Consider the following 24216-nt stretch of genomic DNA (forward strand, 5'->3'; position numbering starts at 1 on the left):
TTCGGTGGGGGGACCGCGCCGAGCTGCCGTTTTTTCCAACATAGCACAATTCTGACCGGAAAAAAATTCAATCGACGGGAAAGGCATTTTTTCACCGTGAAAAGCAGATTCCATGTTATACTGATTATGGTACACTGAACGAGCCGTCTTTTTCTCATGTCAAATGGAGGTGAATGCTATGCTCCTGGCCATTACCGATGACTCTTCCCAGGACCGGGAAGAGCTGATCGCCCTGTTGGAGCGCTATTTCAAACAGCGGCGGAGCACCGTGGAGTATGCCTGCTTTTCCTCCGCAGAAGAGCTGCTGGACGGCTTCGTTCCGGGTAAATATCAGATCGTCTTTCAGGATATCTACCTGTCCGGTCTGGACGGGATGGAGGCCGCGCGCCGCATCCACCAGCTGGACCCGGCCTGCCGCCTGATCTTTTTTACCATCAGTCACACCCACGCCGTGGAGAGCTACACCGTGCAGGCGGCCTACTACCTGACAAAGCCGCTGGACTACGCCCACCTGGAGGCCGCCATGGACGCGGTCTGCGCCGGGCTTTTACGGGACAGCCGCTTCCTCACCGTCCACTGCTCCGGGCTGCCGCTGGATCTGCTGCTGCGCAACCTGCTCTTCGTGGACTGCCAGGCGGAGCGCACCCGCCTCCACCTCTCGGACCGGGTGGTGATCGTGGACGACCGGGCCTCCAATGTGCTGGGCGCCCTGTCCGAGGACGGACGTTTCCTCGCGTGCAACCGGAACACCGCGGTGAATATGGACTGGATCGAGAAGGTCCTGGAGGATGATTTCCTCCTGAAAAACGGAGAACGGGTCCCCATCCGGCAGCGCGGCCGCAAAGCGGTCAAGCTGGCCTTTCTCCAGTACACCTTACAAAGCCTGCAAAAGGAGGGTACGCCATGATGCCGCCCCGCCGTCTGCTTGCGCTGGCGCTGGCCGCGCTGTGCTGCCTGGGCGCCGCCCGGGGGGCGGAGACCGGCTCGCCCGCTGAGGAACCCAGCCCCGCTGTGGAGTCGCCGCTGCCCGACGTCACTCCCTCTCCCTCAGAGGAGGCGGAGGCTTCGCCGGAGCCCACGCCCTCTACCCCGGATGAGGGTGAAACCTCGCCCGAGCCCGTTCCCTCTCCTTCCGAAGAAGCCGATGCCTCACCGGAGCCCACGCCGACGGTCTCCGCTGAGGTGAGCCCTTCGCCGGAGCCCTCCCGCCCGGCCCTCATTCCGCCCAGACCCACGCCGACAAAGGAGGTCATCACCTGGGTGGGGACCGAGCCCGCGCTGACGGATGAGCTCTATCTGATCCCGCTGGACTCTGGCCTGTTCGGGACCGCCCCATTTTCCTATCTCGGCATGTTCCGCACCGAAGCCTCGGACCTCATCCAATACTGCTTCATCGACTGGGATATCTCCGCTCTGGAGTTGTCCGGCGACGATCTGGTGGTCCACTCCTACGGCCGATACACCATCTCCGGCCTGCCCGAGTGGAGCAAATACTATGTCTTTGCCGAGGACCTGGAACGGCTCTCGTTCCAGATCGCCATTGTGAATCCAGACTACGTGGACCTTACCGGCTTTTCTCTGGACGAGGACGGCAGCGTCGTCTGCCTGCTCTACTGCCAGCCGAATGACCTGACAAGCGCCACCGTCCTGCGCCGCACCGGCGACGGTCCCTGGGAGCCCCTGACCGAAGGGACCGACTACGTCTGGCAGGAGGACTCCATCCGCTTTTACACCGAGATGTTGGAGGCAGGTGTGACCTATCAATTCCAGATCCGTTATGACGGGAACGGCCAGTCCAATGTGCTGTCCGTCTGCCGCACCGACGAGGGATTCCAGGTGGAGACGGACGGCGACACCGGGACCCCCGCCTCGGTGGCCCCAATCGTCACCCCGTCCCCCACACCCTCCGATGACTGGAGCGGGGACCGGGACGGCGGCGACTGGGAGGATCAGGAGGTGACCACCCGTCCCTCGGACGACGGGTCCTCCGGTGAAACGCCCTCGCCGTCTCCTGCTCCCCCGTCCCCTCCGCCGGAGCCCAGCATTTCCCCGTCGCCGGAGCCTGCCGTCTCTCTCACGCCGGAGGTCGAGCCCACCGTGTCCGCCCAAGCCCCCTCCGCCTCGCCGGAGCCCACGGGCGAACCCGCGCCCGCCGAGTGGGAGGACACCCAAAACACCACCGTGCTCACCGGCGGGCAGGTGGAGCAGCTCGTGGAAAGCGCCCCTTCCTCCACCCTTCTCTTTGAAAACGACGGCGTGGCGGTAGAGCTCTCCTCCGCCTTTTTGCAGGAGCTGGGTCTCAGCGATTCCCAGCAGTTGGAGGTCGCCGTGGAGCTCCTGGCGTCTGATACCTTCCGCCTGACCGTTCACGCCGCCGGCCAGACCGTGACGGAGCTCCCCGACACCACGGTGCGCGTCCCCTGGGATGGACCGGAGGAGGCGCTCACCTGCCGGAATGTGGATTCCGGCGAGACCTTCGACGCCGTCTATGAGGCCTCCAGCGGTACGGTGGTCTGTACCATCCGCGCCGCCGGGACCTATCAGATCCAGGCAACCAGCACTAACGCGGTTTCTCCGTCCCCCACCGCCGTCCCGACGCTCTCGCCCGTACCCGACGATACCGCACCCACTGCACCCACCGCCCTGCTGTGGGCGGTCCCGGTGGCCGGTGTAGCCGCCGTGGGCGCGCTGTTCTGGAGGCGCCGCCATGACTAGAACGAGATGGGCCGGCATTCTGGCCGGTGGGCTGGCCATTTGTCTGGCCGCGCTTCTGTGTCTGGCCCTGTATCAGGTCGACAACAAATACACCTGGCCGGGCACACAGCCTATGAACGGTCTGCTCACCCTTTCCCGGGAGGAACTAGAGGAACAGCCCCTGCGCTACCTGGTGCAGGACTGGGAATACTGGCCCGGCGTCCTCCTCACCCCGGAGACGCTCCAGGGCCACGAGGGCTACCGCACTTACCGCTCCATCGGCGAGACCTCCCGGCTGGAGCGCCGCCAGGCCCACGGCTGCGGGACCTACCGGCTCACCCTGGTGCTGCCCGAGGAGAGCGCCTCCTACGCGCTGGAGCTGCCCGAGGTCTACTCCGCCTGCCGCCTCTACGTGGGAGACCGTCTGGTCCTGGAGCTGGGCGATCCTGAGCAGGAGAACTATTCCTCCGCCCTGGCCAGCCGGGTGGTCACCTTTACCGCCTCCGGCACCACGGAGCTGCTGCTGGCGGTGGCCGACTACTCGGCGGTGTATAGCGGGATGACCTATCCCCCCGCCTTCGGCACGGTGGAGGCCGTGCTCCAGGCCCGGGAGGGGCGCCTCCTTCTGCACGGCGCCATGGTGCTCCTGTCCCTGCTGGGTCTGGCCCTGGCACTGTCCTTCGGGCTGCGGCAGAGCCGGCGGCGCGGCCTGCTCTGCGCCCTGATCTGCCTGTGCTGCCTCGCCCTTACCGGCTATCCTCTCCTCCACAGCCTGACCACCGTCTCCTATCAGCCCTGGTACACCTTGGAGCTGGCCTCTTTCTACCTCCTTCTCCTGCTGGCTGTGCTGCTCCAGTGCGATCTGTACGGCCTGTGGGGCCTGCCCGCTGCGCTGTTCGCGTTCCCCTGTGCGCTGGGTGTGCTGGCCGCGCTGCTGCGGGCGGGCGGAGCGGCCCACTGGAATATGCAGGCCTGTCTCTTCTTCTCCGGCCTCGCCGCATTCCTGAAGGGCTATGCCGCCCTGTGTCTGGCTGGCCTGTCCGCCTGGGCCCTCTGGCGGGGCAAGCGCTATTCCGCCGCCCTGCTGGCCGCCTCGCTGGCCCTGGGGACCTGTCTGGTCGCCGACCGCCTGCTCCCCCTCTATGAGCCGGTCCTCGGCGGCTGGTTCAGTGAGCTGGGCGCCCTCTGCCTGTCCATTACCCTGGCCTGGGTGCTCTGGTGCAGCGCGGTGGACGCCTACCGCTTCCGCCAGACCTATGAGCGGGAACACCGGCAGCTTCTGGCCCATCTGGAGCTCCAGCGGGAACACTACTTACAGCTCTCCCACCAGATCGAGCAGACCCGGAAATGGGCCCACGACCTGCGCCACCACATGCGCCTCCTGCGCGGCATGGCCCAGCAGGACCAGCGGGACGCGGTGCTGCACTATCTGGACGATTACGAGAGCCACCTGGACGAGCAGGAGATCACCACGTTCTCCGACCACCCCGCCGCCGACGCCATCCTCTGCCACTATGCCGCCGCCGCCCGGGAGGCCGGCGCGGTCTACGATGTGCGCCTCCCGCTGTCCGCGGATCTGGCGTTTCCCGCCGATGAGCTGGGCGTCCTGCTGGGAAATCTGCTGGAAAACGCCCTGGACGCTCTCTCCAGCCAGAATGGCGGCGAGCGGAGGCTCTATCTGCGGGGGGACGCGGTGGATGGACGGCTGCGGCTCCTGCTGGAGAATACGTACAGCGGCCCCCTGCGGGAGCGGGACGGGCATTTCCTCTCCACGAAACACGGCGGCACCGCGCTGGGGCTGCGCTCCGTGACCAGCATCGCCACCAAATACGGCGGGTTGGCCGACTTTACCGCACAGGGCGGGGTCTTTCGCTCCAAGATCATGATTCCGCTGCCCGCCGCGCCTCTGAGACAAGACGAGGCATTCGCCACCAAATAAAACGAGAGCCGGGACCCAAAATGGGTCCCGGCTCTCTGCCGTTTTTCTGTTCAGTTCAACCGGGCCAGGGCCTCCCGGGCGGCCTCCACCGTCCGGTCCACCTCTTCCTCCGTGTGAGCGAAGGAGAGGAACATGGCCTCGAACTGGGCGGGAGCCAGATAAATGCCCCGCTCCAGCATCTGGGCGAAGTACCGGGCGTACTTGCCCACGTCGCTGCCCTTGGCGTCCACGAAGGTGCTCACGCCGTCGGGGGTGAAGAAGGGAGACAGCAGGCTCCCCACCTGGTTCACCGACACCGGCGCGCCGGTGTCCGCCGCCGCCTTCCGCAGGCCCTCCGCCAGCCGGTCGGCCAGGGCGGAGATGTGGGTGTACACCTCCGGGTGGTCCTTCAGGTAGTGGAGCTGGGCCAGGCCCGCCGCCATGGCCACCGGGTTTCCGCTGAGGGTGCCCGCCTGGTACACCGGTCCGCAGGGGGCCACTTCCTCCATGAGAGCCCGGCTGGCGCAGTAGGCCCCCACCGGCATGCCGCCGCCGATGATCTTGCCGAAGGTGACGATGTCGGCGTTCACGCCGAAAAACGCCTGAGCACCGCCCAGGGCCAGGCGGAAGCCGGTGATGACCTCGTCAAAGATGAGAAGGGCGCCGTACCGGTCGCAAAGCTTCCGAAGGCCGGGCAGGAACTCAGGCTCCGGCAGCACCACGCCCATGTTGGCCGCCACCGGCTCCACGATGACGCAGGCCACCTGCCCAGGATTGGCCTCCAGCAGGCCCTCCACGCTGGCAAGGTCGTTGAACTGGGCCGTGAGGGTGTGGCGCACCACGTCCTCCGGCACCCCCGCCGAGGTGGGGTGTCCCCCCGCCAGGGCGGAGGATCCGGCCCCCACCAGCAGACAGTCGCTGTGGCCGTGGTAGCAGCCCTCGAACTTGATGATCTTATCTCTCCCCGTGGCTCCCCGAGCCAGGCGGATGGCCGACATGACCGCCTCGGTGCCCGAGTTCACCATGCGCACCATCTCGATGCCCGGCACCAGCTCCACCATGAGCTGGGCGATCTCCACCTCCCGCGCGGTGGGCGCGCCGAAGGACAGGCCGTCCTTCACCGCCTTCTCCACCGCCTCCCGGATGACCGGGTGGTTGTGGCCCAGAATCATGGGGCCCCAGGAGCAGACGTAGTCGATATAGTCCCGCCCGTCCACGTCAAAGATGTGGGAGCCGTCCGCCCGGGTGATAAAGCGGGGGGCCATGTTCACCGCCCGGAAGGCCCGCACCGGGGAGTTGACCCCGCCGGGGAGGACCTGCACCGCCGCCTCAAAGAGGGATTCCGAGGTTTTCCCGTTCATCAGCCGATCTCTCCTTCCTTCATGGCGTCGGCCAGCTCCTTGGCAAAGTAGGTGATGAGCATGTTGGCCCCCGCCCGGAAGATGGACACGGCGCTCTCGCACATGACCCGGTGGCCGTCGATGAGCCCCGCAGCCGCCGCGGCCTGGATCATAGCGTACTCCCCCGATACCTGGTAGGCACAGAGGGGCAGATCAAAGGCGTCCGCCGTCTCCCGGATCACGTCCAGGTACGGCAGGGCCGGCTTCACCATCAGCAGGTCCGCCCCCTCCGCCACGTCCAGGGCGCACTCCTTGTGGGCCTCCTTCCGGTTGTGGGGGTCCATCTGGTACCCCTTCCGATCCCCGAAGGAGGGCGCGGAGCCCGCCGCCGCCCGGAAAGGCCCGTAAAAGGCCGAGGCGTACTTGGCCGAGTAGGACAGGATAGGCACGTTCTGGAAGCCGTGCTGGTCCAGGACGGCCCGGATGGCCGCCACCCGGCCGTCCATCATGTCGGAGGGCGCCACCATGTCCGCCCCCGCCTGGGCGTGGGAGAGGGCGGTTTTCGCCAGCAGCTCCAGCGTGGCGTCGTTGTCCACCTCGTGGCCGCAGAGCTGGCCGCAGTGGCCGTGGTCGGTGTACTCGCACATGCACACGTCGGTGATGACGTAGAAGTCCGGGTGGGCCGCCTTGATGGTCCGGATGGCCTCCTGCACCACGCCGTGCTCCGCCCAGGCCGAGGAGCCCACCGCGTCCTTGTGGGCGGGCAGGCCGAAGAGGATGCACCGCCCCACCCCGTGGGAAAGGCACTCCTCCACCGCCTCGTTCACGCAGTCCAGCCCATAGTGGAACTGCCCCTCCAGGGAGGGGATGGGGCGCTTGCCCTGTAACGTCTCATCCACGAAAATGGGGTAAATGAGGCTATCCGGGGACATACGGGTCTCCCGGCACAGACGCCGGATGCTGTCGTTGCCCCGCAGGCGGCGGGGCCGGATGGTCAGGTCCATTTCAAACACCTTCTGTTATGATCTCGATGAGGCCGTCGATGGTGGCCTCTCTGGCAATGGTCACGGGGATTTGAAAACTCCGGGCCTCTTTGGCGGTCTGCTCCCCGATGCACACGCCGGTGATGCGGGAGAAGTCGGTCCCCTCCCCCACCGAGCGGACAAAGCCGCGCACCGTGGAAGCCGAAGTGAAGGTCACCAGATTTACCTCTCCCGCCTCCACCGCCCGGCGCATTTCCTCGCTCTGGGGGGCGGCGTAGTGCGTCGCGTAGACCGCCACGTCGTCATAGCTCAGTTTAGCCCCTTCCAGGGCCTCCGTCAAGGCGGGGGAACCCCACTCGGCCCGCAGGAGAAGCACCCGCCCGGTACACCGCTCCGCCAGGCCCGCCCCCAGGTGGGCCCCGTCGTAGACGTCCGGGATGAAGTCGGCGGTCAGGCCGTGGGCGTCAAGCGCTTTGGCTGTCCCCGGCCCTATGGCGGCGATGGACACCCCGGCCAGGGCCCGGGCGTCCCGCCCCGTGCGCCGGAGTTCGTCCCACAGACACGCCACCCCGGCGGGGCTGGTGAACACCAGCCACTGATAGCGGGAAAGGCCCTCCACCGCCTCGGTGAGGGCGGGACAGGGATGCAAGGGGGCCGTCTCGATGCAGGGGAACTCCCACACCGCCGCCCCCAGGGCCCGCAGGCGGGCGGAGAGCGTTCCGGCGCGGTCCTTGGGCCGGGTGACCACCACCCGCTTCCCCTTCAGAGACAGGCGGTCGAACCAGTCAAAGTCCTCCGCCAGCGAACACACGCCCCCCACCACGATGACGGCGGGGCTCTCCACCCCGGCCGCTTTCGCCTGTTCCGGGAGGGTCGCCAGAGTGGCGGAGATGCGCCGCTGCCGGGGGGTGGTCCCCCGCTCCACCACGGCGGCGGGGGTCTCCGGGACCATACCCGCCTTCAAAAGGCCCTCACAGATGTGGGGCAGGGCCGCCACCCCCATGAGAAAGACCAGGGTGCCCCCCGCGTTCACCAGGGCGTCGAAGGGGATATCCGCCTCCTTCCCCGCCCGGCGGTGGGCGGTGACGATGTGGAGGGAGGAGGCGAAGTCCCGGTGGGTCACCGGGATGCCTCCGTAGGCCGGGGCCGCCAGGGCGGAGGTCACCCCGGGCACCACTTCAAAGGGCACATGATGGGCGGAAAGGAGCTCCAGCTCCTCGCCCCCCCGGCCGAAGAGGAAGGGGTCGCCCCCCTTGAGCCGCACCACCAGCTGGTCTTTCTGGCCCTCCTCCAAGAGGATGCGGTTGATCTCCCCCTGGGGCACCGGGTGGTCCCCGGCGTGCTTGCCCACGTCGATGCGTTTGGCCCGCTCCGGGATGAGGTTCAGCACTTCCTCCCCCACCAGGCGGTCAAACACCACCACGTCGGCCCGCTCCAGAGCGGCCTTGCCCTTGACAGTGAGGAGCCCCCCGTCGCCAGGCCCGGCCCCCACCAGGATCACTTTTCCCATGTGACTTCTCCTCTCATCCGCCGGGCCAGGGTACGGCCCAGCTTCTCCGCCTGTGTCCGGGGCCCGGTGATGGTAGCCCGGCTCCCCTCCTCATCCATGCCGGTGAGGGTCAACACTTCTCCCTCTGGGACGGCGTGGGCCGCCACCGGGGAGGAACAGCCCCCCTCCAGCGCCGCCACAAAGGCCCGCTCGGCCAGGGCGCAGGCCCGGGCGTCCGGGTCGTCCAATCCCGCCAGGAAGGGGTAGTCCGCATCCGCGCGGACCTGCACCGCCAAGATCCCCTGCCCGGCGGCGGGGAGCAGTTCCGAGGGCTCAAAGTACCGGGCGATGCGGTGTTCCAGCCCCAGGCGCTTCAATCCGGCGGACGCCAGCACCAGTGCCCCGTACTCCCCCCGGTCCAGTTTGTCAAGACGGGTGAGGACGTTGCCCCGGACGGGGCGCACCTCCACGCCGGGATATAATTGTTCCAGCTGGAGCTTCCGCCGCAGGCTGGCACAGCCCACCGGCTTCGTCCGGTCCCAGATGGATTCCCCCTCCGGGAGCACCAGGGCGTCCCGTGGGTCCTCCCGGGGCGGGAATGCTACCACCGGCAGGCCCGGCTGGACCTCCATGGGGATGTCTTTTAAACTGTGGACGGTGAGGTCCACCCGCCCGTCCAGGAGGGCCGCGTCCAGCTCCTTCACGAAAAGGCCCTTACCCCCCACCTTATCCAGGGTGCGGTCCAGGATCTTGTCCCCGGTGGTTTTCATGGTCACCAGCTCCAGACGGAGCTCCGGGCAGAGGGCCCGGATGCGCTCCATCACCAGCTCGCTCTGAATCACCGCCAGGCGGCTCTCCCGGCTCCCGATGCGCAAAACGTCCATTAAAACTCCTCCAGTGTCCGGCGGATGGCTCTGGTCCCCGCCGCAGTCGCCCGGTGGTCCGCCCCGTTTTTCGAGATCACCCCGGCGATCAAAGTTTCTCCCTCGCAGACGGCGGGGAAAAAGAAGGTACACTCCTCCGGGCAGTCGGCAACGCTCACCGGGATGCCCCGTCTCCGGGCCTCCTCCCCCACGGTGCGGTTCACGGCGCGGTCATCGGTGGCCGCCACCGCCAGGAAAGCCCCCTCCAAATCCCCCGGGGCGTAGGGGCGGGACAGATAGGTCACGCCGTCGGGAAAGGGGGCATTCAACTCGGGCGCGATGACCATCACCGCCGCTCCGAAGCGGAGGAGCACCTCCGCCCGGCGGGCCGACACGGCGCCGCCGCCGACGAGCACCGCCCGTTTCCCGCTCAGATCCACGAACAACGGAAAGCGCATGCGTGGTACCTCCTCAATCCCGTGTATGGGCCCGGATCTTTTGGGCACAGGCCATCAAATCCTCCGCGCTCAGTCCCCCGGGCAGATTGCCCGCCAGCAGCTCCACCGTCCGGCGGACCGCCAGGGCGGCGGCCTCCTCGGGCGTGAGGCCGGAAAGGTCCTCGCTCCGCAGGCGGTCCAGGGCGGCGCTCTGTACCTCCTCCAGGGCGGGGAGGGCGGCGCGATAGGCCCACCAGCGCCGGAACTCCTCCCGAGCGGCGGTGAGGATGGCCTCTCCCTCCGGCGGGACGGTGCGCTCCACCCGCTCCCCCAGGGTGTCAATGTTGTAGAGCTTCACCCCGGGGAGCTCCCCCACCGCCGGCTCGATGTCCCGGGGAATGGCCAGGTCCACCAGGAAACGGGGCGGGTTTTTGAGTGCCGCCAGGGCCTGGGCGGTGACCGTGTAGTGGGGGCTCACCGTGGCGGAGAGGAGGAGATCCACCCCCTCCATCGCGGCGAAGCGGTCCTCATAGGGCACCGCCCCGCAGCCGGTGGGCACCACGGTCTCCCCGTGGCGGTAGCTGCGCAGGGTCACGTTCACGCTGCACCCCGCCTCCCGCAGGAGCCGGGCGGAGAGCCGCCCCATCTCCCCGTTGCCGATGACCAGGGCCCGCTTGCCGGTGAGGTCCCCCAGCTGCTCCCGCAGTACCTCCACCGCCCGCTGGGGAGCGGAAGTGGGGACGCCGGTGAGGCGCACCCGGGTGCGCAGGCGCTTGCCCGCCGAAACGGCCACGCGGAAGGCGGTCTCCAGCTCGGGGCAGGTGCTCCCCGCCTCCCGGCTCAGGGCGATGGCGGCGCGGACCTGCGTCAAAATCTGGTCCTCCCCCCAGATGCGGGAGTGAAGTCCCGCCGCCACCTCCAGAAGGTGAGTCAGGGCCTCGTCTCCCTCCAGCACCTGAAAGGCCCCGGGCAGGTTTTCCGGCAAAGCCCCCGCCGCCCGGCACAGGAGGGCGGGGCCGTCCGGAAATTCCCCGGAGCAGGCGCAATAGAGTTCCGTGCGGTTGCAGGTGGAGAGGAGGGCACAGCCCTCCACCCCCGCCGCCTCTTTGAGACGGCGGTCCAGCTCCAGCACCCGGCCCCGGGTGAAGGAGAGGCGCTCCCGCAGCTCGATGGGCGTGCGTCGGTCGCTGACGGCGCAGCAGTAGAGGGCCATGCTAGTTCCCCTCCCCGGCGAGGGAAAACACGACGGTGAAATAGCCCTCGTCCCCCGCCATGTCCCGGAAGTGGGGCCACACCTCCTCGTTCGCCATGCCGCAGTTGCTCACCGCCATGGCATCCTCCAGCCGCCCATGCCGGGCCAGGAGTGCTTGCAGCTCCCCCAGCTTCCGCCCGGCCTTCATGTAGATCTGATTGGTCGGCAGATCCACCCAGCCCTCCACGTTGTGGCTGGCGGGCACGATGAGGAGTTTTTCCTCCCCCTGGCAGAGACTCACCCCTAGCCTGGCCGCCGCCGCGCAGAAGGAGGGCACGCCGGGAATGAGCTCCGCCTCATACCCCCGCTCCACCACCAGACGGTGGATGTAGATGTAGGTGGAGTACACGGTGGGGTCCCCCAGGGTGATGAAGGCCACCGTCTTCCCCGCGTCCAGCAGGGCGCAGAGGGCATCGGCGCTCTTGGCGTAGCACTCCTCCAGCACCTTCCGGTCCCGGGTCATGGGAGTGGGGCAGCTCAGCCGCTCTTTTCCCGCCAGGTACGCCCCGGCGATGGCCTCGGCGGTGCCCTCGCCGCTCCCCTTGTCGGGCATGGCGATCACGTCGGCCTCCCGCAGGATGCGCGCCGCCTTCAGCGTGAGGAGCTCCGGGTCCCCCGGGCCCACCCCCACGCCGTAGAGAATGCCTCGTCTCATGTCGTTCCTCCTTTGCCCAGCAGGGCTGTCAGTATCCGGGCCGCTTCCTCCACCGTGGCCGCCCCCGGGTCGGCGGGATAGCCTTCCTCCGCCAGCGCCGCCATCAGGCGGGCCAGAGGCGGCAGGCGCAGGTGGTGCTCCTCCAGGAGCCCCTGCTGTCGGAAGAGGTCCCCCGGCGTCCCCTGCCACACGGTGCGCCCCCGCTCCAGGAGACAGACCCGATGACAGCACCGGGCCACCAGGTCCATGTCGTGGGTGGCCAGGAGGATGGTCCGCGCCCCGTCCTTTCCGAGCTCCGCCAGCAGGTCTACCATCTCCTCCACTCCCTCCGGGTCCAGCCCGGCGGTGGGCTCGTCCAGGATGAGCACTTCCGGCTCCATCACCAGCACTCCGGCGATGGCCGCCCGCTTCTTCTGGCCGTAGGAGAGGGCGTGGGTGGGTTTGCGGGCAAAGGCCGCCGCGCCGGTGCGCTCCAGGGCCGCATCCACCCGGCGGCGAACCTCCTCTTCGGGGAGGCCCAGGTTCACCGCGCCGAAGGACACGTCCCGGTACACATCGGCGGAAAAGAGCTGGTCGTCCGGGTCCTGGAACACGATGCCCACCCGGCGGCGCAGCTCCGGCAGGTCCTTCCGCCTCCAGGACACCGGCTTTCCGCCCAAAAAGACCGCGCCCGACGCGGGAGTGAGCACTCCGTTCAGGGTGAGGAACAGAGTGGACTTCCCCGCCCCGTTGGCCCCCAGGATACCGGTGACCTCCCCGGCCCGGGCGGTGAGGGAGAGGCCGTCCAGAGCTCGGGTACCGTCCTCGTAGGTGTAGGTGAGGTCCTTTACCTCCAGAGCATCCACGATAGTCCTCCCCTCTCCAGTGTCCAAATGAAGATCTGTACCGCCGCCGTGGCCAGCAGCAGCCCATACAGCCAGGTTCCCTTCTCGTACTGCCCCGCCACGGTGGCCAGGGAGCCGGTGTAGTACCGGCTCTCCAGAGCGGCGTACACCCGCTCCCCCCGGCGCAGAGCGCGCACAAAGAGCACCGACAGCAGCTCCCCCAGGGAGGTGATGCTCCGCCGCCAGGTGCCGTAGCCCAGCCGGGCGGCCTGGGCGGTGTGGATGCGCCCGGCCTCCCCGCTGAGGACGAAGAGGAAGCGGTAGATGAGCTCCATCAGCTCCACCAGCAGCGCCGGGGCGTGGAGCCGCCCCAGCGCCGCCGTCAGGTCGCACACGGGGGTGTTGAGGGCCAGGAAAAAGAGGCAGGCCGCCGCCCCCATGGCCCGGCACAGCACCGTCCCGGCCAGGGCCAGGCTTTCGACGCTCACGCCCCAGCGCCCCAGGACGGGGAGAGAGACCGCCCAAAGGGCGGCCCCCTCCCCCAGCGGGCGGAGCACCAGCGTCACACTCCCCGCCAGCAGGAAGGCAAGCGGGATCAGGAGGCATTTCACCACCGTTTTCACTGGCTGGCCCCCCAGCACCACGCTGTACGCGCTCAGCAGCGCCAGGGTGGCAAGGCCCACCCCGGCGCTGCCGCACCCCAGGCACACCACAAGGGCCCCCAGGGTGAGCCACAGCTTGGCCAACGGGTCGATCGCCCGCAGCCTGGACCGGTAGGCCCAGCGGTCAGTTCCCATGGTCCTTCCGGCCCGGGGCGGTCATCCGGCCCAGGATGAAGCACACCACGCCGGAGCCGATGGCCGCCTGAAGGGCGAAGAGGAGGGATTCCACCTCGCCGCTGGCGGGCTCGAAGATGGGCTGGAACCAGGGCTCGTAGTCCGGGTCACTCTCGGTGATGAGCTCCTCGGCCATGCCGTCGGCCCCGCCGAACTCGGCGTCCCGCAGCAGGAAGAGGGGCACAAAGGCAATGAGGACCACCAGCAGCAGGAGGATCACATTTTTCTGCCACAGCTTCATGGTAAAACCCCTCCTTACAGCACCGACAGAGCCTGAAGCTCGGTCTTGGAATACTTCTCGAGCACGTTAAAGACCACTACGGTCAGCAGTCCCTCGGCGATGGCCAGGGGGATCTGGGTGGCGGCGAAAATGGCCAGATAGCCCGCCGTATTGCCGTACACCACGCCCAGCTGGAGAGAGGTGGTGACATAGGTCAGCAGGTCTCCCAGCGCCGCCGCACAGAACACCGCCACCGCCGGGGAGGCTTTCACCCGCCGCAGCAGACGGTACACCCCCCAGGACACCAGGGGCCCCACGATGGCCATGGAAAAGACGTTGGCACCCAGGGTGGTGATGCCGCCGTGGCCCAGCAGCAAAGCCTGGAAGAGCAGCACGATGAGGCCCAGCACCGCCGTGGCCGCCGGGCCGAACAGGATAGCCCCTAAACCCACGCCGGTGGGGTGGGAGCAGGAACCGGTGGCCAGGGACGGGATTTTCAGGGCCGAGAGCACAAAGGCGAAGGCTCCGCACATGGCCAGGAGCACCTTGGCCTTGGGCTCCCCGGCGGTCTTGCGGGCAATGGAGCGCAAGCCTACCCCCAAAAAGGGCAGGCACGCCGCCATCCAGCCAAAGGCCCAGGTCTGGGGTAAATACCCTTCGGCGATGTGCATGGCTCCCGCGCCGGTGGTGAGGGACAGGGTCAGAACCGGCAGGGCCCAAAAAAGCCGCGCCGCCCGGGCCGCGCCCGGTGAGGGATGGATGTGGGGTTTGTTCATACGTTTTTTCTCCTTTCCTATCGTCCGTAGGATGGTGGATGGTACAGCAAGGCCGGTCTTCCGGCTTGGGCGTCCTGGCGGAACGCGCCTTCCCAGGTCTCCCCAGTGGCGTTCTGCGCTCCGCTCTTCCCTTACGGCAGCGGGACTGCGCGGGATTTGCACCCGACTTCCCGATTGAGCTTACGCACCTTGCCTGGTATGGATACGGACCTCAGTCCGTAAACATTGTTTCGATGGCCGCCCTGGCGTGGGCCAGGAAAATGGCCCGCAGGGCCGGGTACTCCCCCAGCCCCTTCAAAATGCAGGACACGGTATAGCCCGCGCCCTCCAGACGGCTCTTCCACGAGTCGGGCTCCTCCCCCGCCATGTCGTTGGAGGCGTGGTCCCCCGCCACCAGCATGAGGGGGTGGAGGGTCACCCGCTCCACCGGCCCGCGCTCCTGGAGGCGGCGGAGCACCTCGTCCAGGGTGGGATAGCCCTCCACGGTGCCGAAAAATGCCCCTTTCCAGCCCAGGTCGTGGAGCAGGTACTCCAGCTGACAGTAGGCGGGATTGGCCGCGTGGCCGGTGCCGTGGCCCATGAAGACCAGGGCCTCCCCCTCCGCCGGGGCGGGAAGGGACGCCATCAGGGCGTCAGCCGTGGCGCGGTAGTCCTCCAGCGTGGTGAGAAGGGGCGCGCCCACCGAAAAGCGGGCAAAGCGGCCTGCGAAGGGCGCGGCCTGGGCGCAGAGCTTGTCGTACTCGTCGCCGTTCAGGATGTGGGTGGGCTGGATCGCCACCGCCTCATAGCCCTCCTCCGCCAGACGGGTGAGGGCGGCGGGCACGTCGTCGGGGGCGGCGCCGTCCCGGCGGGCCAGCTTGCGCAGGATCATGCCGCTGGTGAAGGCCCGGCGGACCGTCCAGCCGGGGAAGGCCGCCGCGGCCTCCCGCTCGAGGACGGCGATGTTCTTTTCCAACGTCTCCGGGTAGCTGGTGCCGAAGGAGACCATCAAAAGAGCCTGTTTCAATGCTGTTCCTCCTTTGCCCGGTCACGGGCCATGTAGAGCAGAGCGTTGCAGATGGCGGCGGCGATGTTGCTGCCCCCCTTACGCCCCCGGGCCACGATGTGGGGTACATCCATGGTGAGCAGCAGCTCTTTGGACTCCACCACGTTCACAAAGCCCACCGGCACGCCGATGACCAGCGCCGGGCGGAGCTTTCCCTCCTCCATGAGCTGGCAGGCCCGGATGAGGGCGGTGGGGGCGTTGCCCAGGGCCAGCACCACCGGCCCGGGAAGCTCTGCCGCCCGCTCCATGGACACGGTGGCCCGGGTCTCCCCCCGCGCTTTGGCCTCGGCGGCCACGTCTGGGTCGGACATGAAGCAGACCGCTTTCCCCCCAAAAGACTCCAGCACCCCCTTGTTGACCCCGGAGCGGGCCATCTGGGTGTCGGTGACCAGGGTGCAGCCGCTCAGAAAGGCGGAGATGCCCGCCTCCACCGCGCCGGGCGAGAACACCAGATTGTCGGCGTAGTCGAAGTCGGCGCTGGTGTGGATGCACCGCTTCACGACGGGCAGCTCCTCCGGCGGGAAAGTCCGCCCGTTTAACCCCTCTTCGATGATGGCCATGCTCCGCGCCTCGATGTCGGCGGGGGCCACGTGCTCCAAGTGGATGTCTCTCATGTGCTTTACTCCTTCCGGTCCAGGATGCGGTACACCCGCTCCATGTCCAGCGCGCTCCGCACCGTATCGGCCAGCGCATTGTATTGCCGCTCCTTGTAGTGGGCCCAGTCCTCCGCCGCGCCGACGGGTGATAATCCCTTGGCCGCGCGCAGGCAGTCCACCAGGCCCCCGGCGCAGCTTCCACGCTCGAAAAGGCCGTGGACATAGGTGCCCAGCACATTTCCCATCGCGCCGCCGTCCGCCTTCTCCACCCCGTCCAGGGTGTGCAGAGCGGTGCAGGGGGGCACGGTGGAGGTGGTCTCCCCCATGTGGATCTCGTACCCGTCAAAGGTCACGCCGTTGAGAGGGGCAAAGACGCCCTGGGCCCCGGTGAAGGTCCCCTCCACCCGGGTGCGGGTCTTTTCGCCCCAGAAAACCGTCTCGCCGGGGAGCAGACCCAGGCCCGCCTGGGCGCCGCCGCCCTCCACGCATTCCGGGTCGGACACCCGCTCCCCCAGCATCTGATAGCCGCCGCACACCCCGAGTACCGCGCCGCCCCGTTTGTGGTGGCTCAGGATGGCCTCGGCCAGGCCGGTCTCCCGCAGCCACTTCAGGTCTGCCAGGGTGTTCTTGGTGCCGGGCAGGATCACCAGGTCAGGCGTGCCCAGCTCCTTGGGGGAGCCCACATAGCGCAGGGACACGTCGGGAAAGCGCTCCAGGGGGTTGAAGTCGGTGAAGTTGGAGAGCTTGGGAAGGCGCACCACCGCGATGTCGATGGCCGCGGCGGCTCCCCCCTTCCCCAGCCGGCGGGACAGAGAGTCCTCGTCCTCCAGGTCCACCGCCGCCATGGGCACCACACCCGCCACCGGGATGTGGGTCAGCTCCTCCAGCATGGTGAGCCCCGGGCGGAGGATGTCCACGTCCCCCCGGAATTTATTGATGACAAGGCCCTTTACCCGCGCCCGCTCCTCCGGCTCCAGGAGCGCCACCGTGCCGTAGAGAGAGGCGAACACGCCCCCCCGGTCGATGTCCCCGCACAGGAGGACCGGCGCATCCACCAGTTTCGCCAGGCCCATATTCACGATGTCGTCCTGTTTGAGGTTGATCTCGGCGGGGCTCCCCGCCCCCTCGATGACGATGACGTCGTATTCCCGGGACAGTCGCTCATAGGCCGCCAGAATGTCGGGGATGAGGGCTTTTTTGTACTGAAAATAGTCCCGGGCGCTCATGTTGCCTCGGGGGACGCCGTTCACGATCACCTGGGAGCCCATGTCGCTGGTGGGCTTGAGCAGGATGGGGTTCATGTCTGCCGTGGGCTCCACCCCCGCCGCCTCAGCCTGCACCACCTGGGCCCGGCCCATCTCCAGACCCTCCCGGGTGATGGCCGAGTTGAGGGCCATGTTCTGGGACTTGAAGGGGGCCACCCGCAGGCCGTCCTGCCGGAAGATGCGGCACAGCGCCGCGCAGAGAAAGCTCTTCCCCGCGTCGGAGGTGGTGCCCTGGACCATGATGCACTTCGCCATTTACAGCACCTCCCCCAGCGCCCGCAGCAGCACATCGTTCTCCGCCTCCGGGCGCACCGCGATGCGGTAGTAGTCCGCCCTTAATCCGTGGTAATTGGCACAGGAGCGGATGAGGACGCCCCGCTCCACCAGCCGCTCCTTCAAATCGGTCCGACCGGGGGCGCGGAAGAGGATATAGTTCGCCTGACTTTCCCACACGGTGAGGCCCAGGGAGCGCAGCTCCGCCGTCAGCCGGGCGCGCTGGGGGCGCACCACCTCCGCCATGGCCTTCTCCGGCCAGTCGGGACAGCCGCAGGCCGCCACCCCCGCCGCCTGGGCCACGTTGGACACGCTCCAGGGCTGGCCCGCCCGGGCGATGGCCTCGGTGAGATCAGCGTTGGACGTGAGGCAGTAGCCCAGGCGCAGACCCGGTATACCGTAGCTCTTGGTAAAGGCCCGCAGGAGGACCAGATTGGGGTAGTCCGCCAGCTTGGGGGCCAGGCCAGGGCCGGGCTGGTCGGAAAGTTTCAAAAAGCACTCGTCCACCACCAGCGTGATCCTTGCATTCCGGCAGTACCGCAAAATCACGTCCAGCACGCCCGGTTCTACCAGGCGGCCGGTGGGGTTGTTGGGGTTGCAGAGAAAGGCCACGTCGGCCCCCGCCAGCGCCGCCACATAGAAGGCGTCCAGGCGGAACTCTGCCTCCGGGTCCAGCGGGGACCGGAATACGCGCCCCCCAGCCGCTGTCACCGCCTGCTCGTACTCGGAGAAGGTGGGGGCGGCGGCCACCGCCCACTCGGGTTTCAAAGCCCCGCAGAGCCGGAACAGGAGGTCCGCCGCGCCGTTACCGCAGGTGATGTATTCCTCCGGCACGCCGTCCAGGGCGGAGATAGCCCGGCGGAGGGCGGTGCAGCGGCTGTCCGGGTAGCGGTCGGCTTCCGCCACTGCCGCGCGGGCCGCTTCCGCCACGGCGGGCGGCATTCCCAGGGGGTTCTGGTTGGCCGAGAAGTCCAGCACCGGGGTATTGAGGCTATAAATGTCGCCGCCGTGGGTGTATTCCATCCAAATTCCTCCTTATTAGTGTCCTCGCCGGACGGGCGTCCTGCCCGGACGGGGCACCGCTTTCTTTGCAAAGAAAGCGGTGGGAAAGAAAGCCCAGAGGGGGGATACCGCCCCTCTGAACTCCCCCAAAACGCATCCCGGCGTATCTTCTACTGCCGAGGGATTTCCTCGCCCTGGTGGAACAAAAACCAAGCTTGTTGCCTATGAACAGCCTGTTGTACTGCCGGCAAAACCAGGTGGCCGAAGGCCGCCCACTTAGGGGGATTCTCAAGGGGGCAGACAGCCCCCTTGAGGCCTTTTCTTTCCCCCATTTCTTTTCGCGAAAAGAAATGGGGCTCCCGCCGAGTAGGCGCGTCCTTCGGCTCTACAAGGGCCAGAGCAGAAAGAGCAGCGGTATGCCGCAGAAAATCAGCAATGCCAAAAAGGCCGTGCCGTAGAGCAGCCGGTGGGCGCGCAGGATGTCCAGCGGCTCCACCGGACGGAGTGGGTCCCCCAAGGTGGGCTTTTCCACGGTCTTGCCGAAGTACACCGCCGGGCCTGCCAGCTGGATGTGCAGCGCCCCGGCGCAGGCCGCCTCGGTGTGGGCCGAGTTGGGCGAGGCGTGCTTTTTCCGGTCCCGCCGGAAGATCCGCAGGCCCCCCCGACCGTCAAAGCCGGTGAGCGTCGCCGCCAGACACATCAGCGCCCCCGCCAGTCGAGCGGGGATGAAGTTGGCCACGTCGTCCAGCTTGGCGGCGCAGCGCCCGAAGTTCAAATACTTCTCGTTCTTGTACCCCACCATGGAGTCCATGGTGTTGATGGCCTTGTAGGCCAACCCGGCCAGCGGTCCGCCCACGGCCAGGTAGAGAAGCGGCGCGATGACCCCATCGGAGGCGTTCTCCGCCACCGTCTCCACCGCCGCCTTGGCGACGCCCACTTCGTCCAGACAGTCGGTGTCCCGCCCCACGATCATGGAGACAGCCTTGCGCGCCCCGGGGAGGTCCCCCGCCTTCAGGGCGGCGTACACCTTCCCGCTCTCTACCCGCAGCGATTTGCAGGCCAGGAGCTGGTAGCACAGCAGCACCTTCGCCGCAAAGGCTAGCGCCGGGTGGATACGCGAGCACAGGGTGAGCACCAGCCAGGCCGCCCCCACCGAGATCACCGGCACCAACACCGCCAGCAGTCGCCCGGCCCAGCGCTCCCCACCGGGGGTGGCGGGAAAAATCCGCCGGAGGAGCCGCTCCAACAGCGAGATGAGGCTCCCCATGGCCCGCACCGGGTGGGGGGCCCACTGGGGGTCCCCCAGCAGCAGGTCCAGGCAGAAGCCCAACAGGAGAGCGGTGAGATTTGCCGTATAAAAGTCCCGTATCATGTCAGCGGCTGGTAGGCCTCCACCTCAATTTCGTCAAAAGTCGCCATCTCCCGGTACACCGAGAGGGCCATGTCCAGAAGCGGCATCACCGCCGCCGTGCCGGTGCCCTCCCCCAGGCACATGTGGGCCCGCAGGAAGGGGGTGAGCCCCAGGGCGTTCAGCACCAGCTCCCCCGCCGGTTCGGCGGAGACGTGGCTGGCCAGGAGGTAGTCCCCCGCCGCAGGACATAGCCGCACGGCACACAGGGCCGCCGCCGCCGAGATAAAGCCGTCCACCAGCACCGGCGTGCGGCACAGCGCTCCGCCCAGGAACACCCCGGCAAGCCCCGCCAGGTCCAGGCCGCCCACTTTGGCCAGCACATCCACCGGGTCGGCCGGGTCGGGCTCGTTCACCGCGATGGCCCGGCGGATGGCGTCCACCTTCCGGTGCAGGCCCTCAGTGGAGAGCCCCGCGCCACGGCCGGTAACGGTCTCCGGGTCCACCCCCAGCAGCACCGACACCACCGCCGACGAGGCCGTGGTATTGCCGATGCCCATTTCGCCGGTGCCCAGCAGCTTCACGCCGCCCCGGCACAGGTCCCGGGCCACCTCGATGCCGGTCTCGATGGCCTTTTGGCAGATATCCCGGTCCATGGCCGGGCCCTGGGTCATGTTGCGGGTGCCTCGCATGAGGTTTTTCTGTAAAATGTGCTCCCCCTTCACCGGGCGGGCCACGCCGATGTCCACCGGCACCACCTCCGCCCCCGCGGCCCGGGCCATGCAGCACACGCTGGTGTCCCCCCGGGACATGTTCTCCGTGACGATGGCGGTGACCTCCTGGCCGGTCTGGGTCACCCCTTCGGCCACCACGCCGTGGTCGGCGCACATGGCCACGATGGCCCGGCGGGACAGGTCCACGTCCGGGCTCCCCGTCATGGCGGCGATACGCACCACCGCGTCCTCCAGCAGCCCCAGGCTGTGCAGGGGCTTGGCGATGGAGTCCCACCGCCGCTGGGCCCGCTGGGCCGCGGCCGGGTCGGCCGGGACGATTTTACCGATGGTCTCATCCAAAAGGCTCATAACGATCCCTCTTTTTCTCGTTTGTAGGTCCCGCAGGCGGCCACGAACCGCGCCGCCGCCTCCGGACAGCCGCAGAAATGCAGATGGGGAAAGCCCGCGTACAGGGTGGGTGTGTGGAAGGCGCAGTCCCATCCCCGCTCGCTCAAGGGCTTTTGTGCCCGGAAATCGCGCCCGGGGGTGGTACTGTCCCAATAGTGGAACTCGTGGGCAGGGAGGCTCTCCCCCACCCCGCACAGTAGGCCGTCTTTCCGGGCCGTCAGGGTCACATACCCGAACCGCCCCGGTTTCCCGGTGTTGTGGGCGTTTCCGGAAACGACCCCCGCCATACGCCAGTCGTACCGGCCGTCCCCGTCGGTCAGGGTGCGCTGGAGGTAGAGAAAGCCCCCGCACTCGGCCACCGTGGGGAGGCCGCCCAGGACTTTCTCGTGGATCTCCCGGAGCAGGGCGTGGTTCTCCGCCAGCGTCCGGGCGTGGAGCTCCGGATAGCCACCCCCCAGGTAGAGCCCGGCACAGCCCTCGGGCAGGCTCCGGTCGGTGAGGGGCGAGAAAAACTGTAACTCCGCCCCCAGTTCCTCCAGAAGGGCCAGGGCGTCGGCGTAGTAAAAGCAAAAGGCGTCGTCCTGCGCCACGGCGATCACCGGTCGCTCCCCTCCCACCGCCACGTGGCGTGACTGGGGCGTCTCCAGGGCCGGAGCGGTGCGGGCCAGGGCCAGCAGCCCGTCCAGGTCCACCGTCTGCTCCGCCTGGGTGGCCAGCCTTCGGAGTTTTTCCCGCAAATCTGCCACCTCTCCGGCGGAGACCAGCCCCAGATGGCGGCTCTCCAGGGTGCAGTCGGGCAGCTTGGGCAGGAACCCGTAGACGGTCAGGCCGGTCTCCTCCTCGATGCAGGCTTTCAGCCGGGGGTAGAGCATGGGGGACACCCGGTTCAGGAGGACGCCCCGGAGCATATCTTCCTCTTCCAGGGCCTGAAAGCCCTTCACCACCGCCGCGATGGACCGGGCCGCGCCCCGGCCGTCCACCACCAGCACCGCCGGGGTCCGGGTGGTGCGGGCCAGGTCCCAGGCGCTGGCCTGACTGGAGAGGGAAATGCCGTCGTAGTAGCCCATAGCCCCCTCCAGAAGGGAGAGCCCGTGCCCGGCGGCGTGGATCGCCAAAGACCGGCGCACCGCCTCCTCCCCCATGAGGAAGAGGTCCAGATTGCGGGAGGGTACCCCCAGGGCGGTGGTGTGGAACATGGGGTCCAGGTAATCCGGACCAGACTTGAAGGCCATGGGGGCAAGGCCCCGGTCCTTCCAGGCCTGCAGCAGGGCGCAGGTCACGGTGGTCTTACCGCAGCCGCTGGCCGGGGCGGCCAGGAGCAGCCGGGGGGCTTCCGTCATGGCTTCCCCTCCCCGGCAAAGAGCCACACCGGATTCTGGGCGTCCATCAGATGGTAGCGCCCCGCCGCCCGGGTGCGGGTGACCGCCAGCTGCACCATCTCCGCCCCCTCCAGGGCGGCGAAGGCCTGGGCGGCCTCCCCCACCGTCTCCAGGGTCACGGCGGTACACACCACCCGGGCCGCCGGATTTTTCTGGAACACCGTGTCCAGGATCTCCTTCAAATGCCCACCGCTGCCGCCGAGAAAGACCCGGTCAGGTGCGGGCAGGTCCTCCAAGACCTCGGGTGCGGTCCCCGGTACCACGGTGAGATTGGACGCGCCCAGGCGCTCCCGGTTCGCAGCCAGCAGCTCCAGGGCGGCCTCATCCCGCTCCACGGCGTACACCCTCCCCGCCGGGGCGGCCAGAGCGCACTCCACCGCCACCGAGCCGGTGCCGGCCCCTACGTCCCACACCACGCTGTCCCGCTCCACCCGGAGTTTGGAGAGCGCCAGGGCGCGGACCTCGCCCTTGGTCATAGGGGTTTTCCCGCGCTGAAACGCCTCGTCGGGAAGTCCGGAGCTGTTCCAGGGGCGGACCACCGGGGACGGATTGTGGGCCAGCACCACCGCCAGGTCCCCGAAGCTGGCTCCGGCCAGCTCCTCCGCCGTGCCGGTGATGATGCGCTCGTCGGGGTAGCTCAGGCGCTCCCCCACCCACACCCGCACAGACGAAAATCCACGGCGGCACAGGTCCTGACACAGATCCCCCGCCCGGGTGGCCCCGCCGGTGAGGACGAAGGTCCAGGGACGGCACTGGATCTCCCCCGCCGCGTTGTGCTTCCGCCCGTGGGCGCTCACCACAAACACGTCCTGCCAGGGCAGGCCCAGCTTGGCGCAGAAATAGGAGAGGGACGAAATACCGGGAAGGGTCACAACGGTTCGCCCCACCAGCAGGGGCCGCAGGCGGTTGGCGCCGCTGAAAAAGCCGCTGTCCCCCGAAAAGAGGACCGCCGTGGGGCCGTCGTGCTCCGCCACGGAGGCGGCGATCTCCTCCGGTCGAATGAGGGGCAGCACGGTTTTCTCCTCCCGCCAGGGCTCCAGTAGCCGGGGGGCCCCCACCAGCAGGGTACAGCGCCGGATGGCCTCCAGGGCCTCCAACGTGAGGGTCCCCACGTTGCCCATACCCACGCCGATGAGATAGACCTTATCGTCCATACGAAAGCTCCCTCCTCATGTCCTCCAAAAAGGTATTGTAGTCCACGCCCTCCTCCTGCCGGGGGCGCTCCACCATTAAGAGGGCGCACCCCGCCGCCTCGGCCGCCTCGGCCTTCTCCCGGAAGCCGCCAAAGTCCCCCGACTCCTTGGTGACCAGGGTGCGGATGGAAAACTGCCGCAGCAGGGCCAGGTTCAGCTCCTTGGAAAAGGGCCCCTGCATGGCGATGATGTGCCCGGGCGGGAAGCCCAGGGCGCGGCACTTCCCCACCGCCTCCACAGTGGGCAGCACCCGGGGAAAGCACCGCTCCACCAGGCCGGGGACGGCGAAGGGCTCCAGCTCCTTGCTGCCGGTGGTGAGGAGGACGTTCCCGGGCATCACGCGGAGCATCTCCGCCGCGCCGGTGAGGCTGTCGGTCTTGTGGCAGCCGTCCTCCCCGTCGGAGGCGCGCAGGATGCGGGTATAGGGTAAGCCCGCCAACTTGGCCGCCGCCCGGATATGTTCCGTCACCTGGACGGCGTAGGGGTGAGTGGCGTCGGCCACGGCGCGGAAGGGGCGGCTCTCCATCAGGGCCGCCATCTCTGCCGCGTCCAGCCGCCCGGTGTGGACCTCCACGCCGGGGCAGTGGGGAGCCAGGGCCGCGCCGTACTCGGTGGCCACGCACAGGGTCACCCGCCAGCCGTCGGCGGCCAGAGTCTCGGCCAGCTCCCGGCCCTCGGTGGTACCGCCAAAAAGAAGCAGTTCCATC

At 68.1% G+C, this 24216-nt stretch carries 23 protein-coding genes and 1 riboswitch; of the genes, 3 read left to right on the forward strand and 20 right to left on the reverse strand.

What is annotated here, in order from left to right:
- The first annotated feature begins 178 nt into the window (after nt 1-178).
- From B5G43_RS05145 to B5G43_RS05155, 3 genes are read left to right on the forward strand one after another with little or no spacing between them, the layout of a single operon-like run.
- The gene (locus B5G43_RS05145) at nt 179-907 is read left to right on the forward strand and encodes a response regulator (protein ID WP_158097359.1); all 729 of its coding nucleotides are present in this window, start codon (nt 179-181) and stop codon (nt 905-907) included.
- Nucleotides 904-2715 (forward strand): hypothetical protein, encoded by a 1812-nt coding sequence (locus B5G43_RS05150; RefSeq protein WP_087259409.1) that lies wholly within the window; start codon nt 904-906, stop codon nt 2713-2715. The genes B5G43_RS05145 and B5G43_RS05150 overlap by 4 nt, the downstream gene beginning before the upstream one ends.
- Nucleotides 2708-4633: an ATP-binding protein gene (locus B5G43_RS05155; RefSeq protein ID WP_087259410.1), complete on the forward strand. Its 1926-nt coding sequence runs from the start codon at nt 2708-2710 to the stop codon at nt 4631-4633. The genes B5G43_RS05150 and B5G43_RS05155 overlap by 8 nt, the downstream gene beginning before the upstream one ends.
- 50 nt (nt 4634-4683) lie before the next feature.
- Here the strand turns inward: B5G43_RS05155 and hemL are convergent, their stop codons facing one another.
- The 20 genes from hemL to cobK form a co-directional block, all read right to left on the reverse strand.
- Nucleotides 4684-5973, reverse strand: a complete 1290-nt coding sequence (gene hemL, locus B5G43_RS05160; protein WP_087259411.1) for a glutamate-1-semialdehyde 2,1-aminomutase — start codon at nt 5971-5973, stop codon at nt 4684-4686.
- Nucleotides 5973-6956, reverse strand: a complete 984-nt coding sequence (gene hemB / locus B5G43_RS05165) for a porphobilinogen synthase (RefSeq protein ID WP_087259412.1) — start codon at nt 6954-6956, stop codon at nt 5973-5975. The genes hemL and hemB overlap by 1 nt, the downstream gene beginning before the upstream one ends.
- Before the next feature lies 1 nt (nt 6957).
- Nucleotides 6958-8445, reverse strand: a complete 1488-nt coding sequence (cobA, locus tag B5G43_RS05170; RefSeq protein WP_087259413.1) for a uroporphyrinogen-III C-methyltransferase — start codon at nt 8443-8445, stop codon at nt 6958-6960.
- Nucleotides 8433-9308 (reverse strand): hydroxymethylbilane synthase, encoded by an 876-nt coding sequence (gene hemC / locus B5G43_RS05175; protein ID WP_087259414.1) that lies wholly within the window; start codon nt 9306-9308, stop codon nt 8433-8435. The genes cobA and hemC overlap by 13 nt, the downstream gene beginning before the upstream one ends.
- Nucleotides 9308-9745 carry an NAD(P)-dependent oxidoreductase gene (locus B5G43_RS05180; protein WP_087259415.1) on the reverse strand — a complete coding sequence of 146 codons (438 nt, stop codon included), beginning with the start codon at nt 9743-9745 and terminating at the stop codon, nt 9308-9310. Before B5G43_RS05180 ends, hemC begins: the two co-directional genes overlap by 1 nt.
- A 13-nt stretch (nt 9746-9758) precedes the next feature.
- Nucleotides 9759-10937 (reverse strand): glutamyl-tRNA reductase, encoded by a 1179-nt coding sequence (hemA, locus tag B5G43_RS05185; RefSeq protein WP_087259416.1) that lies wholly within the window; start codon nt 10935-10937, stop codon nt 9759-9761.
- Between the two features lies 1 nt (nt 10938).
- Complete coding sequence (gene cobI / locus B5G43_RS05190; protein ID WP_087259417.1) at nt 10939-11631, reverse strand: precorrin-2 C(20)-methyltransferase; 693 nt, start codon at nt 11629-11631, stop codon at nt 10939-10941.
- A complete protein-coding gene (locus tag B5G43_RS05195; protein ID WP_242960462.1) occupies nt 11628-12476 on the reverse strand; it encodes an ATP-binding cassette domain-containing protein in 849 nt (282 codons plus the stop codon). The genes cobI and B5G43_RS05195 overlap by 4 nt, the downstream gene beginning before the upstream one ends.
- The gene (cbiQ, locus tag B5G43_RS05200) at nt 12458-13252 is read right to left on the reverse strand and encodes a cobalt ECF transporter T component CbiQ (RefSeq protein WP_087259418.1); all 795 of its coding nucleotides are present in this window, start codon (nt 13250-13252) and stop codon (nt 12458-12460) included. The genes B5G43_RS05195 and cbiQ overlap by 19 nt, the downstream gene beginning before the upstream one ends.
- On the reverse strand, nt 13242-13532 hold the full coding sequence (locus tag B5G43_RS05205) for an energy-coupling factor ABC transporter substrate-binding protein (protein ID WP_087259419.1): 291 nt from the start codon (nt 13530-13532) through the stop codon (nt 13242-13244). Before B5G43_RS05205 ends, cbiQ begins: the two co-directional genes overlap by 11 nt.
- Nucleotides 13533-13546: 14 nt before the next feature.
- A complete protein-coding gene (locus tag B5G43_RS05210) occupies nt 13547-14287 on the reverse strand; it encodes an energy-coupling factor ABC transporter permease (RefSeq protein WP_087259420.1) in 741 nt (246 codons plus the stop codon).
- Nucleotides 14288-14319: 32 nt separating this feature from the next.
- A riboswitch (cobalamin riboswitch) is annotated at nt 14320-14494 on the reverse strand.
- Nucleotides 14495-14498: 4 nt separating this feature from the next.
- Nucleotides 14499-15293 carry a sirohydrochlorin cobaltochelatase gene (locus tag B5G43_RS05215; protein WP_242960463.1) on the reverse strand — a complete coding sequence of 265 codons (795 nt, stop codon included), beginning with the start codon at nt 15291-15293 and terminating at the stop codon, nt 14499-14501.
- Nucleotides 15290-15946, reverse strand: a complete 657-nt coding sequence (locus B5G43_RS05220) for a precorrin-8X methylmutase (protein ID WP_087259422.1) — start codon at nt 15944-15946, stop codon at nt 15290-15292. Before B5G43_RS05220 ends, B5G43_RS05215 begins: the two co-directional genes overlap by 4 nt.
- A 5-nt stretch (nt 15947-15951) precedes the next feature.
- Complete coding sequence (locus tag B5G43_RS05225) at nt 15952-17448, reverse strand: cobyric acid synthase (RefSeq protein WP_087259423.1); 1497 nt, start codon at nt 17446-17448, stop codon at nt 15952-15954.
- Nucleotides 17449-18489, reverse strand: a complete 1041-nt coding sequence (locus B5G43_RS05230; protein ID WP_087259424.1) for an aminotransferase class I/II-fold pyridoxal phosphate-dependent enzyme — start codon at nt 18487-18489, stop codon at nt 17449-17451.
- A 364-nt stretch (nt 18490-18853) separates the two neighbouring features.
- The gene (gene cbiB, locus B5G43_RS05235) at nt 18854-19840 is read right to left on the reverse strand and encodes an adenosylcobinamide-phosphate synthase CbiB (RefSeq protein ID WP_087259425.1); all 987 of its coding nucleotides are present in this window, start codon (nt 19838-19840) and stop codon (nt 18854-18856) included.
- Nucleotides 19837-20898 carry a nicotinate-nucleotide--dimethylbenzimidazole phosphoribosyltransferase gene (cobT, locus tag B5G43_RS05240; protein WP_087259426.1) on the reverse strand — a complete coding sequence of 354 codons (1062 nt, stop codon included), beginning with the start codon at nt 20896-20898 and terminating at the stop codon, nt 19837-19839. Before cobT ends, cbiB begins: the two co-directional genes overlap by 4 nt.
- A complete protein-coding gene (locus B5G43_RS05245; RefSeq protein ID WP_206405005.1) occupies nt 20895-22277 on the reverse strand; it encodes a cobyrinate a,c-diamide synthase in 1383 nt (460 codons plus the stop codon). Before B5G43_RS05245 ends, cobT begins: the two co-directional genes overlap by 4 nt.
- Entirely contained in the window at nt 22274-23470 is a 1197-nt protein-coding gene (gene cbiE, locus B5G43_RS05250; protein WP_087259427.1) for a precorrin-6y C5,15-methyltransferase (decarboxylating) subunit CbiE, read from the reverse strand. Before cbiE ends, B5G43_RS05245 begins: the two co-directional genes overlap by 4 nt.
- Nucleotides 23460-24215 (reverse strand): precorrin-6A reductase, encoded by a 756-nt coding sequence (gene cobK, locus B5G43_RS05255; protein ID WP_087259428.1) that lies wholly within the window; start codon nt 24213-24215, stop codon nt 23460-23462. Before cobK ends, cbiE begins: the two co-directional genes overlap by 11 nt.
- Between the last annotated feature and the right edge of the window lies 1 nt (nt 24216).

Source organism: Flavonifractor sp. An92 (assembly GCF_002159175.1).
Classification (GTDB): domain Bacteria; phylum Bacillota; class Clostridia; order Oscillospirales; family Oscillospiraceae; genus Pseudoflavonifractor_A.

Bases quoted from the DNA above. Each gene is read 5' to 3' on its own strand.
- B5G43_RS05145 (WP_158097359.1), top strand. From the start codon at position 179: ATGCTCCTGGCCATTACCGATGACTCTTCCCAGGACCGGGAAGAGCTG.
- B5G43_RS05150 (WP_087259409.1), top strand. From the start codon at position 904: ATGATGCCGCCCCGCCGTCTGCTTGCGCTGGCGCTGGCCGCGCTGTGC.
- B5G43_RS05155 (WP_087259410.1), top strand. From the start codon at position 2,708: ATGACTAGAACGAGATGGGCCGGCATTCTGGCCGGTGGGCTGGCCATT.
- hemL (WP_087259411.1), bottom strand. From the start codon at position 5,973: ATGAACGGGAAAACCTCGGAATCCCTCTTTGAGGCGGCGGTGCAGGTC.
- hemB (WP_087259412.1), bottom strand. From the start codon at position 6,956: ATGGACCTGACCATCCGGCCCCGCCGCCTGCGGGGCAACGACAGCATC.
- cobA (WP_087259413.1), bottom strand. From the start codon at position 8,445: ATGGGAAAAGTGATCCTGGTGGGGGCCGGGCCTGGCGACGGGGGGCTC.
- hemC (WP_087259414.1), bottom strand. From the start codon at position 9,308: ATGGACGTTTTGCGCATCGGGAGCCGGGAGAGCCGCCTGGCGGTGATT.
- B5G43_RS05180 (WP_087259415.1), bottom strand. From the start codon at position 9,745: ATGCGCTTTCCGTTGTTCGTGGATCTGAGCGGGAAACGGGCGGTGCTC.
- hemA (WP_087259416.1), bottom strand. From the start codon at position 10,937: ATGGCCCTCTACTGCTGCGCCGTCAGCGACCGACGCACGCCCATCGAG.
- cobI (WP_087259417.1), bottom strand. From the start codon at position 11,631: ATGAGACGAGGCATTCTCTACGGCGTGGGGGTGGGCCCGGGGGACCCG.
- cbiQ (WP_087259418.1), bottom strand. From the start codon at position 13,252: ATGGGAACTGACCGCTGGGCCTACCGGTCCAGGCTGCGGGCGATCGAC.
- B5G43_RS05205 (WP_087259419.1), bottom strand. From the start codon at position 13,532: ATGAAGCTGTGGCAGAAAAATGTGATCCTCCTGCTGCTGGTGGTCCTC.
- B5G43_RS05210 (WP_087259420.1), bottom strand. From the start codon at position 14,287: ATGAACAAACCCCACATCCATCCCTCACCGGGCGCGGCCCGGGCGGCG.
- B5G43_RS05220 (WP_087259422.1), bottom strand. From the start codon at position 15,946: ATGAGAGACATCCACTTGGAGCACGTGGCCCCCGCCGACATCGAGGCG.
- B5G43_RS05225 (WP_087259423.1), bottom strand. From the start codon at position 17,448: ATGGCGAAGTGCATCATGGTCCAGGGCACCACCTCCGACGCGGGGAAG.
- B5G43_RS05230 (WP_087259424.1), bottom strand. From the start codon at position 18,489: ATGGAATACACCCACGGCGGCGACATTTATAGCCTCAATACCCCGGTG.
- cbiB (WP_087259425.1), bottom strand. From the start codon at position 19,840: ATGATACGGGACTTTTATACGGCAAATCTCACCGCTCTCCTGTTGGGC.
- cobT (WP_087259426.1), bottom strand. From the start codon at position 20,898: ATGAGCCTTTTGGATGAGACCATCGGTAAAATCGTCCCGGCCGACCCG.
- B5G43_RS05245 (WP_206405005.1), bottom strand. From the start codon at position 22,277: ATGACGGAAGCCCCCCGGCTGCTCCTGGCCGCCCCGGCCAGCGGCTGC.
- cbiE (WP_087259427.1), bottom strand. From the start codon at position 23,470: ATGGACGATAAGGTCTATCTCATCGGCGTGGGTATGGGCAACGTGGGG.
- cobK (WP_087259428.1), bottom strand. From the start codon at position 24,215: ATGGAACTGCTTCTTTTTGGCGGTACCACCGAGGGCCGGGAGCTGGCC.